The sequence below is a fragment of the Azotobacter salinestris genome (genome assembly GCF_009363155.1).
Classification (GTDB): domain Bacteria; phylum Pseudomonadota; class Gammaproteobacteria; order Pseudomonadales; family Pseudomonadaceae; genus Azotobacter; species Azotobacter salinestris.
Genome location: NZ_CP045302.1, coordinates 1,185,380 through 1,199,463, shown reverse-complemented (window position 1 = coordinate 1,199,463; position 14,084 = coordinate 1,185,380). Strand labels below are relative to the sequence as shown.

The following is a 14,084-nucleotide window of genomic DNA, read 5'->3' as shown; positions in this document are numbered from 1 at the left end:
GCGGGTTTTCCGGGAGCTGTCGCCGGATCAGTCGAAGGTCTCGGCCTGTTCCAGGGGGACGCCCTGGCGATCCTTGGCCGACAGCGAGGGCTCGCCTTCCAATGGCCAGGGCAGGTTGAGGGTCGGGTCGTTCCAGATGATGCTGCGCTCGTGTTCCGGCGCCCAGTAATCGGTGGTCTTGTAGAGGAACTCGGCCGCCTCGGAGACGACCACGAAACCATGGGCAAAGCCCTCGGGTATCCACAGCTGGCGCTTGTTCTCGGCCGACAGGGTGACGCCGACCCACTTGCCGAAGGTCGGCGAGCTGCGGCGCAGGTCCACTGCCACGTCCCACACCTCGCCGGCAACCACCCGCACCAGTTTCCCCTGCGGCTGGCGGATCTGGTAATGCAGGCCGCGCAACACGCCCTTCACCGAGCGGGAGTGATTGTCCTGCACGAATTGGGGATCGGCACCGGTCAGCTCGGCGAAGCGGCGGGCATTGAAGCTTTCGAAGAAAAAGCCGCGCTCATCGCCGAACACCTTGGGCTCGATGATGAAGACATCGGGAATTTCGGTCTGAATCGCTTGCATCAGAATACTTTCTCGCGCAGCAGGTTGAGCAGGTACTGGCCGTAGCCGTTCTTGGACATGGGGGCGGCCAGGGTCTGCAGGGTAGCGTCGTCGATCCAGCCCTGGCGCCAGGCGATCTCCTCGGGCGCAGCCACCTTCAGTCCCTGGCGACGCTCGATGGTCTGGATGAACTGGCTGGCCTCCAGCATGCTGTCATGGGTGCCGGTGTCCAGCCAGGCATAGCCGCGGCCCATCAGCTCCACATGCAGCTCTCCGCGCTCCAGATACAGACGATTGAGATCGGTGATCTCCAGCTCGCCACGGGCCGAAGGCTTGATCTGCTTGGCCAGCTCCACCACCTGCTTGTCGTAGAAATACAGACCGGTCACCGCGTAACGCGATTTGGGCTGCTTGGGCTTTTCCTCCAGGCTCAGCACGCGGCCGTCCGGTGCGAACTCGACCACGCCGTAGCGCTCCGGGTCGTGGACCGCATAGGCGAACACCGTGGCGCCAGCGCTGCGGCCGTTGGCGTGCTTCAGCAGGGTAACGAAGTCATGGCCGTGGAAGAGGTTGTCGCCGAGGACCAGGGCACAAGGCGCGCCGGCCAGGAATTCCTCGCCGATCAGGAAGGCCTGCGCCAGGCCGTCCGGCGAGGGCTGCACCGCATAGGAAAGCCGGATGCCCCACTGATGGCCGTCGCCGAGCAACTGCTCGAAGCGCGGCGTGTCCTGCGGGGTGGAGATGATCAGGATGTCGCGGATACCGGCCAGCAGCAGGGTGCACAGCGGGTAATAGACCATCGGCTTGTCGTAGATCGGCAGCAACTGCTTGGAAACCGCCAGTGTGGCTGGATACAGACGGGTGCCGGAGCCGCCGGCGAGGATGATGCCCTTGCGTTTTTGCATGAGGTCAGTTCCTTGTTTCGGTGAGCATGCGTGCAACGCCGACCTGCCAGTGTGGCAGGTGCAGGCCGAAGGTTTCACGCAGTTTGCGGGTGTCCAGCCGCGAATTGAGCGGACGCTGTGCCGGCGTCGGGTAGGCGGTGGTCGGGATGGCCTCGATCTGCCCGTGGCCGACCTTGAGCGTCTCGCCGGCCTGCTCGGCCTGGTGGAGCACGAAACGGGCGTAATCGCACCAGGAGGTTTCGCCGGCGGCTGCCAGATGGTAGACCCCGCCGAGGGTGGCCCCGTCGGCGCTGCCCATTGCCTGACGCAAGGCATGGGCAGTCACGTCGGCGATCAGTTCGGCACCGGTCGGCGCACCGATCTGGTCGGCGATCACCCGCAACTGATCGCGCTCCCGGGCCAGCCGCAGCATGGTCCTGGCGAAGTTGCCGCCGCGCGCGGCGTACACCCAGCTGGTGCGCAGCACCAGCGCCTGCGCTCCGGCGGCGGCGATCGCCTGCTCGCCGGCCAGCTTGGTGCGGCCGTAGACCGACAGCGGTCCGGTGGGGGCGTCTTCGCGCCAGGGCCGATCGCCGCTGCCATCGAACACATAGTCGGTCGAGTAATGCACCAGCCAGGCGCCGAGGCGGGCGGCCTCCCGGGCCAGCACGCCGGGCGCCTCGCCGTTGATGCGCAGCGCCAGCTCCGGCTCGCTTTCCGCCTTGTCCACGGCCGTGTAGGCGGCGGCGTTGACGATGGCATCCGGAGCGATCGTGCGCACGGTGGCGGCCAAGGCATCAAGGTCGGCCAGATCGCCGCACAAGCCCCGCTCGCCGTGGCGATCCAGTGCCACCAGCTCGCCCAGCGGCGCCAGGGCGCGCTGCAGTTCCCAGCCGACCTGGCCGTTTTTGCCCAGCAACAGAATCCTCATGCCCTGGCCCCGTATTGTGTCTGCACCCAATCACGGTAGCTGCCGTCCAGCACGCCGGCGACCCAGTCCTGGTTGGCCAGATACCACTGCACCGTCTTGCGGATGCCGGTCTCGAAGGTTTCCGCCGGCTTCCAGCCAAGCTCGCGTTCGAGCTTGCGGGCGTCGATGGCGTAGCGGCGGTCGTGGCCGGGACGGTCGGTTACATAGGTGATCAGCTCGTCATAGCGCGCCAGGGGAGCGCCGCTGCGGCTATCGGATACGCCCCGTTCGGAGGCTGGGGCCAACTCGTCGAGCAGGGCACAGACGGTCTGCACGATCTCGATATTGGCCTTCTCGTTCCAGCCGCCGACGTTATAGGTCTCGCCCGGCTTGCCGGCTTCTAGTACGCGACGGATGGCCGCGCAGTGGTCCTCCACGTACAGCCAGTCGCGGATCTGCCGGCCGTCGCCGTACACCGGCAAAGGCTTACCGGCCAGGGCGTTGACGATCATCAGCGGGATCAGTTTCTCCGGGAAGTGATAGGGCCCGTAGTTGTTCGAGCAATTGGTGGTCAGCACCGGCATGCCATAGGTGTGGTGGTAGGCGCGCACCAGATGGTCGGAGCCGGCCTTGGACGCCGAGTAGGGACTGTTCGGCGCGTAGGGCGTGGTTTCACTGAAGGCCGGATCGTTCGGCCCCAGGGTGCCGTACACCTCGTCGGTGGACACGTGCAGGAAGCGGAACGCTGCCTTGTCCGCCGCTTCCAGGCCGCTCCAGTAGGCGCGTGTCGCCTCCAGCAGGCGAAAGGTACCGACCACGTTGGTCTCGACGAAGGCCTCCGGACCGAGGATCGAGCGATCCACATGGGACTCCGCGGCGAAGTGCACCACCGCCCGCGGCTTGTGCTCGGCGAACAGGCGCTCCAGCAAGCCCGAATCACGGATATCGCCCTGGACGAAGACATGCTGCGGCGAGCCGGCCAGGGACTGTAGGTTGGCCAGGTTGCCCGCATAGGTGAGGACATCCAGGTTCAGGACGGCCTCTTCAGAGTGCTTGCACCATTGCAGGACGAAATTCGAGCCGATGAAGCCGGCTCCGCCAGTTACGAGGATCATGGTCTTCCTTTTAGTGTGACGAAGTTAAAAATAGAGAGCAAAAGTAGAGGGTAATTGCATGGAGTACAGGAATGGGGAGGCTCCATATCCGCTGGCGGTGCTGTCGACCTCTGTCATCGTTCTGCTTCCGATGGCAGTGACAGCCTACAGCGACTCCAGTGACCCGTTGGCTAGCATCAATTCCTTGAGCAGTTCCAGCTGGCTTTCCGCGCGTAACAGTTGCTCACCCATCTGCCGGCGTATCTGTTCCAGTTCCGCAATTTTTCGGGCTTGCTCGGTTAGCAGATGATCTTGATTGGCAAGCCGGGTTTGCAGCAATGAGGCAACCTCCTCCAGTTCCTGCGACAGCACCGGCGGCGTGGCCATTGCACCGCCAACCTGTTGCGGCGGCGTCTGACAATATGTGCCATCGAGATGCTTGACTGGGCAGACCAGCTCCCGCTGACCGACAATGTGGCGCCTGCCCAGCTGATTCTGCTCGGCAGGTCGACGGCTCAAGATGCACATTGAATTGACAAATTCGACCGAGTGCAAATCGGCCAGCAGTGTCTCGCTCAGCTCGGGCGTGATGCCAAAAGGTTGTAGCAGGCGCTCCCGGCTATGCTGTTCCAGCCCCCAATGCTCGAAATTCAGCACATCGGCCAACGCCTTGAAGAAGGCCATGGACGAGCGGGGGTGATAGAGCCCGCCTTGGTACTTTTCCCAGTAACTGCAGTGCAGATCTTCGGCGATATAGAGACCTCCCTGCTTTAGGTGCGGGAAAAGCTTGCAAAAGGTCTGGATGATATCGCGGCTGGTATGCGAGCCGTCGTCGATGACGATATCGAAATCGTAGGAATGGTTAAAAACTGCATCCAGTGTGGCGGCTTGGTTGATATCGCCGACCACCAACTGAATCTTGTCGCTGGCATAGGTGAGTTGGGTGCAGGCTTGGTTGATATCGCAGCCGAGGATCAGTTGGGCCTGGGGAAAGTATTTCGCCCAGATTTCCAATGAGCCGCCATTCTGCACGCCGACCTCCACCAGACGGACGGGGGAGTCTCTGAATGGGCTGAGCAGACGCTGGTATTCGGCCAGGTAGATCGCCCACTTATCCGAAACATAGCCTTTGTGTTCGGCATAGAGATGTTCGAGGGTATTCGCTTGTGTCATCGGCATGGGCCTATGGCTGGGCTGATTTACGGTATAAAGGAGGATAGGCAAAAGCTCAATCTTTGCCGAACAAATCTCGTGTATAGACCTTATCGCGAATGTCCAGAATTTCATCTGTCAGCCGGTTGGCTACCACTATATCGCAGCTCTGCTTGAAGTTTTCGAGATTGCGTACTACCGGAGAGCTGAAAAAAGTTGCTTCCTCTAATACCGGTTCATAGACTACCACTTCCACGCCCTTGGCTTTGATGCGTTTCATGATCCCTTGGATGGAGGAGGTTCGGAAGTTGTCTGACCCAGCCTTCATGATCAGGCGGTAGATCCCCACCCGACGCGGCTGGCGCTTGAGGATGGATTCTGCAATGAAGTCTTTACGCGTAGTATTGGAGTCGACAATAGCGCGAATAAGGGTTTGCGGCACATCTTGGTAGTTGGCCAGCAACTGCTTAGTGTCCTTGGGCAGACAGTAGCCGCCATAGCCGAAGGATGGGTTGTTGTAATGGCTGCCAATGCGTGGATCAAGCCCCACGCCCTGAATGATCTGCAGAGTATCCAGCCCGTGAGTTTCCGCGTAGGTGTCCAGTTCGTTGAAGTAGGCTACACGCATGGCCAGATAGGTATTGGCGAATAGCTTGATCGCTTCCGCCTCAGTCGGCTCGGTAAGCAGTACCGGTACGTCCTTTTTCAGCGCACCCTGCAGTAACAGATCGGCAAAGCCACGCGCCCGCTCCGAGCGTTCGCCCACCACGATGCGTGAGGGATACAGGTTGTCGTACAGCGCGCGCCCTTCCCGGAGAAATTCTGGCGAAAAGAGGATGTTGTCGCAGTTCAGCTCGCGGCGCATACGCTCAGTGAAGCCCACGGGTACCGTGGACTTCACTACCATAACGGCATTGGGGTTGATTGCCAGTACATCACGGATTACTGCCTCTACCGAGCGGGTATTGAAATAATTAGTTTCAGGGTCATAGTCAGTAGGGGTGGCGATGATGACAAAGTCAGCATCCCGATAGGCTTCTTCTTTGTCCAAGGTAGCGCGCAGGTTCAGCGGCTTATCTCGCAGGAATTCCTCCAACTCTGGGTCGACGATCGGCGACTGACGACGGTTTAGTAACTCAACTTTCTTCGGAGCGATATCCAAGGCCACGACCTGGTTATGCTGGGCAAATAAGGCTGCGTTTGAAAGCCCTACATATCCTGTGCCAGAGACTGAGATTTTCATTTTGGATAATTTCCTTGGAGGTGTAGATTAATTAAGTAGGTTTGAAAAAGGAGGCGGTTGACGTAAGTTGTCTGGAGTGTTTCTTGAGGGCTATGAAATATGTGGCTGGTGGGATCGGCGCATGAATTGGTATTTTTTGAACAAGTAAGGATGATTTGACTTGAGTAAGGTGCTCACTTGGTTTTATTTTTGCCATATAAAGAATTCAAATGGCTTGTCTTTTAAAGTTGTTCCTAGTGTGGTGAATCACAAGTTCGCTTCATTATTTCTTTGCAAGGCTCGAGCAGCCCTGCCGACAGAGGCCAGGATTTCACCTGCTCCCTTACGCCAGCGGAAGGGCCTTGGATTCTGGTTGTAAGTCGCCAGGTAATACTCGATGGACTGCTCGAGATCCTTCACGCTGGTATGGGCCTGGCGCCTTATCCACTTCTGGGTGAGCATCGAGAAAAAGCGCTCCACCAGATTCAGCCATGACGCGGACGTCGGGGTGAAATGCACGTGATAACGCGGGTGCGCGACAAGCCAGGCGCGCACCTTGTCGGTCTTGTGCACGGCATAGTTATCCATGATCAGGTGGATGGCCTTGTCGCTCTCGACCGTTTCCTCGATGGCCCTGAGAAACTCCAGGAATTCTGCGCTGCGGTGACGGCGCTTGAGACGTCCGATCACCTCGCCGGTGGCCACATCCAGGGCGGCAAACAAGGACGTCGTGCCATGGCGCTGATAATCATGGGTACGGGTCGCCGGATACCCAGGCTCCAGCGGCAGCCCCGGCTGTGTTCGATTGAGCGCCTGGATCTGGCTTTTCTCATCGACGCACAGTACCAGCGCTTTATCCGGCGGATTCAGGTAGAGCCCTACGATATCCTGCACCTTGTCGACAAAGGCGGGATCGGTGGACAGCTTGAAGGTGTGCTCCAGGTGAGGCTTGAGCCCGAAGGCTCGCCAGATACGCTGTACGCTCGCCGGTGAAATATGGGTGGCCTTGCTCATCCGGCGCGAGCTCCAATGACTGGCATCGTCGGGCCGGGTCTGCCGCACCCGGTCGACCACTTCCTGGACCTTTTCATCGCTGATGCTGCGTGGGCGGCCTGAGCGCGGCTCGTCATTGAGGCCTTGCAGGCCCAAACGGGCGAAGCGAAGGCGCCACCTCGAAACGGTTTGCGCCGTAATGCCGAGCCGTCGAGCAATGGAAGAGCCGGACTCGCCTCGAGCGCAGGACAGAATGATCTCGGCGCGCAGCTGCATATCGGCAGGCCCCTTGTGCCTGGCTCGGCGGCGGGTGAGTTCGGCATGCTCGTGTTCGGTCAGTTCGATCCGAACGGCTGGGCGGCCTGTTTTCATCGCATGCCCTCCGAAAAAACTCTGTCAGCTCCGCGGTAGACAAGTCTTATCCTGAGTAGTTGTGATTCACCACACTAGTGATGTGCAAAGTTTTTGATTGGGGAGGAGCTTTCAAGAGAGTGGTGCTATAACCAATTTTTTAAGATGAGTTCGAATTTCTCGTTCAGTATATCAAGTCCTGGGGGAGTGTGTCCAAGTATGGAGTCGGAATGCAGCTCGATAGAGATTTGCTTCGCACAGTCTACTTGTTCGAGTTCCTGAAGGAATGGGACAAGATGGTTACTATAGTGAAATGCGTCAGCCGTGTTCTGCCAAATCATGATTCTTGGTATAAACTTTATTGTGGCGTAAAGTGTGGATATGCAAAGGCGGGATTTCCAATTTTTCTCCATGCCTATTGCGCTTGAGCCTTTGAAGCAATGGTGAGAAATTTTTGCCAATTCCTCGTAGCCATGAAATTTTAAAATATTGGTTTGCGGGTTTACTGCAAATGCACATGAGCCTCTTATATAGGCTGCAAAAGCAAGCGATGAAAAGCCTCCGGCGCTAGATCCAAAAAAAAGAGTTGATTCTTTTCTTATTTTAAGATGGTTTAAAAGTTCATGAAGGAACTCTGTAATTTGGCGCAAATAATAGTCTTGAATGGTTCCGAGAAACCAGCCTATTTCAATTGTTTCATTTAAGTCGAGAGTCGGGTCTGCAAGGCTGATTCCGACGGCATCAAATTTTTTAAGCCATTTGATTCTTTGGAAGTAAGGGTTGGGGAACTTGGTTCTGTCAATAAAACCGGGGCTAAATATTAGTGCCTTTTTTGAAAGGCTGGGCTTGAAGTAGAATTGAAGAGTGAAGCCCCCCATAGCTACTTTGTAGTGCCCTTCTCTTTGTACAAGAAAGGCTTCGCTTTTTGTTATGCTGAATATCTCTAGTGTCATTGTGGTAGTGTTTGAAGATGGTTTAAAGGTATCGATGAAGAGGTATTTAAGGATTTGAAAGTTATATTTACGGAATGGTATTGTGTTGATATCATTGCTTGAGTGAAGTGTACGAACGTCTTTTATGTTGGTGTTAGGAGGAGGGAGATACTATTGCATTAAAATGGATTGTTTTGATTTTGCACTACGTTTGCATATCTATAGCTTATCTGTCCTGATGATCTTCCTTCTGGCAAGGGAGACTTCAGATGACTTATGCATCCATCGAAACCACTCTGGAGCTATGGGCCTTTTCGCTGCGGGACGTTAGGCAGCGCATCAGACCCTTGTTCACTCAGGAGCGCGTAGCCGCTTCTGCAGCCTTGTTTCTGGATGGCCTGCAGGGAAAGGGTGGCCTTTTCGCGTAGTCGGCGTCTCAATGTGCTGGGGTTTCTGAGTCGCCAGGGCAAGCTGATTTACACACGACAACCGACACCGTGACGACGGAGGTGGTCATCGAGGCTTTCGATTGCCTGCTTGAGCAAAAGTCGCCGGAAGCCTTTGCGATCGTCGTGCTCGACAATGCCAACATTCATCGCTCGGCCTTGTTTCTGCGCAAGGAACGGGAGTGGAGAGTGCAACGGCTCTACGTGATCTTCCTGCCAACGTACTCACCTGAGCTCAACCTAATCGAGATCCTCTGGCGGAAAATCAAGTACGAATGGCTGCCTGTAACAGCTTACCAGAGCTTCTCGTCACTTACCAGCCATGTGCTTCAGGTGTTGTCAGGTTACGGCAAAAAATATCGGATTAATTTTGTATAATCACTTATGTTCTCGAGCAACTGGCCGATGAGAAGGCTTGTGCCTCCTACTCAAAAGACTTTGAACAGGCTCTAACACTACAGTTGCATTTTATAGCCTTCATATGCGCTTGTTGAGCTCTGAACTGGTGCTCCTGCGCCAGAGAGACCAAGCCATGATGTGATCCGGTGCGATTTGTCGTTGTGCCAGCCGGGTAGCCATTCGCCGGATTTCCCGCATGGACCAGTGGATCAGCTCGGATATGTCAGGGCTATCAGCCGCTGGATGGTTTTTGGGGGAGTCGGGGCGTTGGCCTGATGGCGCACCCGGGCCAACAGGGCAAAGGCCAACATGACCAGCGAGACATGGCGATGCCAGCCATGCCAGGAGCGGGTCGCGTTGTGATCCAGGCCCAGCTCGCCCTTGGCCGTTTCAAAAGCGCTCTCGATCGACCAGCGATGGCCCTCCACCCAAGCCAGCTTCTCCAGAGAGGTTCCAATCGGTGCCCAGGTAGCGAAATAGGCCAGTTCTCCGTCAACCAGACGGCGGCGGATCAGCAGGCCACGTGTCCAGAGGCCCGGCCGGTCAATCCAGGCCTTGACAGCATGGGTGCCCTTGACGCCCAACACGTAACCTTTCCCGGCACGTCGCAGGGCGGTCTCGAGATGATTCACACCATTGACGCTGTCGGCGGCTACCCAGGCAAACGGCGTATTCGCTGCGATGGCCCGCTCGATCATGTCCTCGGCTATCCGGGGTTTGGTAGAGAATCCGATGCCCTCCGGCACATGGGCGGCCGCCAGGCGTTCGGGGTCTGCCGTCCAGTCCCTGGGCAGATACAGGGTCTGGTCGATGAAGGCCTGTCCGTGGCGCGAGACATAAGCGGCAAAGACACCGATCTGGCAATTGGTGATCTTGCCGGCCGAGCCAGTGTATTGGCGAGCAACGCCACAAGAAGTACGGCCTTGCTTGAGAAAGCCCGCCTCGTCCAGAACCAGAACGGCTTCATCGTCGGCCAGTTGCTCGAGCACATAGTCACGAACTAGATCGCGCAAGGCATCGGCCTCTCAGCGGCCGCGCCCCAGAATGGCCTGTTGTCACCAGAGGCCGGGATCACCCGCAGCCTCGGCGCGCATCCAGCCGGTCTTGCGTGGCTCGGCACCCAACAAGCCATCCAGAAACAAGGCTGCAGAAGCGGCTACGCGCTCCTGAGTGAACAAGGGCCTGATGCGTTGCTTAGGGTTTGTCTGAAAGTCGACTTGGCTAAAATGCCACCTCCGTTGTTCCGAGCGCAGCCATGTCAGGCCGTTACGAAATTTCTGCCCAGTGCTGGGCGATGATCGAAGCCATCGTTTCTCCCCCCTCAACGCATGGGCCGCCCCCGGCGAGATGACCGCCAGATGCTCAACGGCATCTTCTGGATTCTGTGCTCAGGTGCCAAGCGGCGCGATCTTCCCGAGCGTTATGGCCCCTGGAAGACGGTATATCAGCGCTTCAGGCTGTGGCGTGACAACGGCACCTTCGAGCAGGTGCTGCGGCATCTGCATCTGCGTCTGCGTGAGGACGGCTTTATCGACCTGGATACCTGGATGGTCGACTCAACGTCGATTCGGGCCACCAGAGCCGCCAGCGGTGCGAGAAAAAAAGGGGCCTGCAAGAGCCGCAGCACCAATGTCTCGGCCGAAGCCGTGGTGGGCTGACCACCAAGCTTCATCTGGCCTGTGACAGCAACGGGTATCCGCTGGCAGTGATGCTTTCACCCGGGCAGGACGCCGACTCGCGCTATTTCATGCCCTTGCTTGAGCAGATCAGCCTGCCTGGCAGCCAGGGTCGTCCGCGCAAGCGCTGCCGGTATGTACTGGCTGACAAAGGCTACGACAGCGAAAGCCCGCGCCAATACTGCGACCGGTATGGCATGAAGCCCATCATTCCCTTATGCAAGATGCACCGTAAGCCTCGACCGGGCTTGCCTCGCCTGTTTGACAGGCTTCAGTACCAAAAGCGCAATGCCATTGAGCGACTGTTCAGTTGGCTCAAGGAAAAGCGCCGTCTTTGCACCCGTTATGACAAGCTGGCCAGCAGCTTCAAGGCCATGGTCACGCTGGCCTGCATCGATAAATGCTTGCGTGCCGACTTTTCAGACAAACCCTAACATATTTCGCCCAAGCACGAGCTTAAATCATCAGTAAGATCACTTGAAACTCTTTGATAGTAATCATTTTCTATCGATTTAAATTTATTCAGTTTTTCTTTGAATTTATTCTTTTCGCCGCTCGACATAGCCTTATACTTTCTTTTAATTTCTTGGCTTATAGAAAACCCTGCCTTCGGAGCGCAAATTAAAAATCTAGTCGTAAGCTCTGCTATAACAACCTCTGGATCTTCATTATCGACAATACCCCAGTCTATATCTGCTCCTGAAAAAATTAAAACAACTCGCTTAAAAGTAAAGCTCAGATGCAGTGCAAAAGCCCTAGAAAAAGAATCTCCAAATATGACACAGGCCCTGTCGCTCGCTGTGTTAGGATTTGATAAAACTAAAATATTACCTCTTACCGGAACCCCATTATCAAAAGTCAAATATTTTAAAGCTTGAGAGTAGTCGGCGCTTAAACAGAACTCTGTTCTATGCGGAATAAACTTTGCCCCTAAATCACCAGTCCTCTTTGAAAGAACGTATTTAAATTTTGGATCAACATAATTAACACCAAGCTCCTTACATACCACCTCAGCAACCAATCCAGCTCCGTATCCCGTCCAGTGAGTATCAGTTTTTGAGTAAGAAAAATTACGCTGCTCCATTAGCACTGACCATGGAGCTATAATTTTTGTTCTTTCAGAGAAAAGCGATATGAATTGATCAACCGGGGTCGGCATTCCCCGCTGAACTGGATAGAAATCTGGAAAAATGTATTCTTTTCCTGGGGCGATAACAAATGCAAATTTTTTATTTTTTGCTATTATTTTCTTCTCTACTTCGGAAAAATAATTAGACCATGCATTTATATTTTGCCTATCGATAAGTTTCTTTCCAGAATACTGATCAGTACTATGGTTCGAATCTTTATCCAAAAAAAGATACCCCTCCCTCCCCTCAATAACTTTGACTGGTATAAAGTTGAATGATGCCACCCACTCAATATTTCCACCCAAGTCCAACCCTAACTTAAAGTCTCCATTAAATGATATTAAATGACTTATTCCACACAACAAAGGAGCATCATTGAAAACTCTTACAACATCATGCCTATTCACATTTGGCTTTATCTTGGCCCCTGCTGAAAAGCTAAAAACAAAATTTACCTCTCTTAGATCTAAGGAAAAGGCCCAGCCTTTAAATTCAAAAAAAAATCCGCGATTTATTTCTATTGTCTCTGCTATCGGAAAATCAATAGCATATTTTATTTTTTGGCTTTTTACTTCGTGCCTTACAATATTTACCGTATATTTCATAATATTGCCACTCCTTGCACTATTTGTTTTATTAAGCTTCCCTTCAAAAACGGCAATATATCATTTTAACTGAGTGCGAAACGTATATTCCTCCAAGAAATGACACATATAAACGGAAACCTAAACGCTGTCTCAGCATCATTTCGATCAAATCCTTGAGATCGAAACATTTGCGAGACCGAACGCTCAGCTCGTAGGCGGTCGCATCCCACTATTTCAGAGCAAGATCAAGACTAATCTCGTCGGAAAATTTAGTTGCTCATGAATAAAAAGTCACCCTAAATCATAGCGTGTTACCACACCCCGGTGTCAGGATAGTTGTCGCCTGATCGGATTCATCCAACCTGTGATCTTGCCCAGCCTCAGTGGACACCCCGTTAAGCGATACACTGCAACGAGGTGAATCATGGCAAGGCAAGCAAGCCCGATGAAACCAACCCGTATCCGCCACTCCCAAGCCTACAAGGATGAGGCACTGGCCCTGGCCGAGCAGATTGGCGTCAGCCAGGCCGCCGAACAACTTGGCCTGCAGCCTTCCCAGCTCTACGGCTGGCGGAGCAAGCAACAGCAGAACCAGGCCGGCAGCGAACGCGAGCAGTTGTTGGCCGACGAGAATGCCCGGCTCAAGCGACTGCTTGCCGAACAGGCCGGGGAGTTGGCCATCGTAAAAATCTATGGTCCCTCCGTTTTTGCAATACTGATTAACAATGAATGTCTGGCTTGCCTAAATCTATCCGGCGTCTGGTTGGGGCATGCCCGCGCCACGATGAGAGTCACGCCTGGCGATCCTGAAAAGGCCGGCGGCTTCGAAAGCCGATTTTTACGACAGGTTCTTCGCCAGGCCGGTGGGCCGTTCATGTTATCGATTGTCCAGTCATCGCAAAACCCAAAAGAGTGTCCGCGGTACCGCAACAACCACAGGGTCAGGCGGCGCGAGCATCTGGTCCTACTTTAAAAGTCGAGTGGTTGGCGGCTATTGCCCAGGCGATCCGGGCGAACTTGTTGGCTAGGGCACAGGCCACCACGTTCGAATGGCGGCGACTGTGCAATGAGCGAACCCAGTTGGCCAGTGCGCCTTTCTGATGCTCCAGGCGCTGGAGATAAACCCTGGCGCACTGTACCAGCAACCTTCGCAGATTCTTGTCGCTATGCTTGCTGATACCGAGCAGGTTGGCCCGCCCCCCAGTGCTGTATTGACGTGGAACCAGTCCCAGCGACGCAGCGAAGTCCCGACTACAGCCGTACTGCTTGCCATCGCTAACCTCTGCGGACAGCAGGCTCGTGGTAATGGGGCCGACACAGGGGATGGTAAGCAGCCGGCTGCCCACAGGTCATCCTCAGCAAGTTGATCGGCCATCTTCTTGTCCAGCGCCTTGATTTGCTCATCCAGGTAGCGGAAATGCTCATGCAGGCGTATCAGTTGCACGGTTAGCCGGCGCGGCAGCTCCTGCTCGGCCAGGATGGCAGGCAGCCTCCTGACCAACGACAGGCCCCTGACCAGACTGACGCCAACTACAACCGCCAGCGGCGTCATAGCACGCTGGGATACATCAGTCCGGAATCCTTCGAGCTCCGGATGAGTGCTTAAAACTGTGTCCACGACTGCTGGGCAAGATCAGTTGCATATCGGCAGGCCCCTTGCGCGCCTGGCTCGGCGGTGGGTGAGTTCGACTTGCTCTTGTTCGGTCCGTTCGATCCGAACGGCTGGGCGGCCTGTTTTCATCGCCATGCCCTCCGA

At 55.5% G+C, this 14,084-nt stretch carries 11 protein-coding genes and 5 pseudogenes; 5 read left to right on the top strand and 11 right to left on the bottom strand.

The window, feature by feature from the left end; translation table 11 throughout:
- Positions 1-27 precede the first annotated feature (27 nt).
- The 8 genes from rfbC to GCU53_RS05585 all read right to left on the bottom strand — a co-directional run bounded on the left by rfbC (position 28) and on the right by GCU53_RS05585 (position 8,111).
- On the bottom strand, positions 28-573 hold the full coding sequence (rfbC, locus tag GCU53_RS05620; protein WP_152386737.1) for a dTDP-4-dehydrorhamnose 3,5-epimerase: 546 nt from the start codon (positions 571-573) through the stop codon (positions 28-30).
- Positions 573-1,457 carry a glucose-1-phosphate thymidylyltransferase RfbA gene (gene rfbA, locus GCU53_RS05615; protein WP_152386736.1) on the bottom strand — a complete coding sequence of 295 codons (885 nt, stop codon included), beginning with the start codon at positions 1,455-1,457 and terminating at the stop codon, positions 573-575. Before rfbA ends, rfbC begins: the two co-directional genes overlap by 1 nt.
- A 4-nt stretch (positions 1,458-1,461) precedes the next feature.
- Positions 1,462-2,367 carry a dTDP-4-dehydrorhamnose reductase gene (gene rfbD, locus GCU53_RS05610; protein WP_152386735.1) on the bottom strand — a complete coding sequence of 302 codons (906 nt, stop codon included), beginning with the start codon at positions 2,365-2,367 and terminating at the stop codon, positions 1,462-1,464.
- The gene (gene rfbB / locus GCU53_RS05605) at positions 2,364-3,461 is read right to left on the bottom strand and encodes a dTDP-glucose 4,6-dehydratase (protein ID WP_152386734.1); all 1,098 of its coding nucleotides are present in this window, start codon (positions 3,459-3,461) and stop codon (positions 2,364-2,366) included. The genes rfbD and rfbB overlap by 4 nt, the downstream gene beginning before the upstream one ends.
- Before the next feature lie 144 nt (positions 3,462-3,605).
- Positions 3,606-4,619, bottom strand: coding sequence for a class I SAM-dependent methyltransferase (locus tag GCU53_RS05600; protein ID WP_244307062.1), 1,014 nt, complete (start codon positions 4,617-4,619; stop codon positions 3,606-3,608).
- Between the two features lie 49 nt (positions 4,620-4,668).
- Positions 4,669-5,835, bottom strand: coding sequence for a nucleotide sugar dehydrogenase (locus GCU53_RS05595; protein WP_152386733.1), 1,167 nt, complete (start codon positions 5,833-5,835; stop codon positions 4,669-4,671).
- Between the two features lie 246 nt (positions 5,836-6,081).
- A complete protein-coding gene (locus GCU53_RS05590; RefSeq protein WP_152385966.1) occupies positions 6,082-7,179 on the bottom strand; it encodes an IS630 family transposase in 1,098 nt (365 codons plus the stop codon).
- A gap of 125 nt (positions 7,180-7,304) precedes the next feature.
- Positions 7,305-8,111, bottom strand: coding sequence for a hypothetical protein (locus tag GCU53_RS05585; protein ID WP_152386732.1), 807 nt, complete (start codon positions 8,109-8,111; stop codon positions 7,305-7,307).
- A 248-nt stretch (positions 8,112-8,359) separates the two neighbouring features.
- Between GCU53_RS05585 and GCU53_RS05580 the strand changes: the two are divergent.
- Positions 8,360-8,497 (top strand): annotated as a pseudogene (locus GCU53_RS05580) (IS701 family transposase); the annotation flags it as partial.
- A 78-nt stretch (positions 8,498-8,575) separates the two neighbouring features.
- Positions 8,576-8,914, top strand: a pseudogene (locus GCU53_RS05575) (transposase); the annotation flags it as partial.
- A gap of 46 nt (positions 8,915-8,960) precedes the next feature.
- Here the strand turns inward: GCU53_RS05575 and GCU53_RS05570 are convergent.
- Positions 8,961-10,188 (bottom strand): annotated as a pseudogene (locus GCU53_RS05570) (IS701 family transposase).
- 105 nt (positions 10,189-10,293) lie between these two features.
- Here GCU53_RS05570 and GCU53_RS25955 point away from each other — a divergent pair.
- Positions 10,294-10,593, top strand: a complete 300-nt coding sequence (locus GCU53_RS25955; protein ID WP_244307060.1) for a transposase — start codon at positions 10,294-10,296, stop codon at positions 10,591-10,593.
- Complete coding sequence (locus GCU53_RS25950; protein WP_341873594.1) at positions 10,479-11,045, top strand: IS5 family transposase; 567 nt, start codon at positions 10,479-10,481, stop codon at positions 11,043-11,045. The genes GCU53_RS25955 and GCU53_RS25950 overlap by 115 nt, the downstream gene beginning before the upstream one ends.
- On the opposite strand, the gene GCU53_RS05560 is transcribed toward GCU53_RS25950, so the two are convergent.
- A complete protein-coding gene (locus tag GCU53_RS05560; protein ID WP_152386730.1) occupies positions 11,042-12,346 on the bottom strand; it encodes an alginate O-acetyltransferase AlgX-related protein in 1,305 nt (434 codons plus the stop codon). The two genes, GCU53_RS25950 and GCU53_RS05560, sit on opposite strands and share 4 nt — an antisense overlap.
- 406 nt (positions 12,347-12,752) lie before the next feature.
- On the opposite strand from GCU53_RS05560, the pseudogene GCU53_RS05555 reads away from it, so the two are divergent.
- Positions 12,753-13,016: pseudogene (locus GCU53_RS05555) on the top strand (transposase); the annotation flags it as partial.
- A gap of 253 nt (positions 13,017-13,269) precedes the next feature.
- On the opposite strand, the pseudogene GCU53_RS05550 reads toward GCU53_RS05555, so the two are convergent.
- Positions 13,270-13,856 (bottom strand): annotated as a pseudogene (locus GCU53_RS05550) (IS110 family RNA-guided transposase); the annotation flags it as partial.
- Positions 13,857-14,084: the final 228 nt, after the last annotated feature.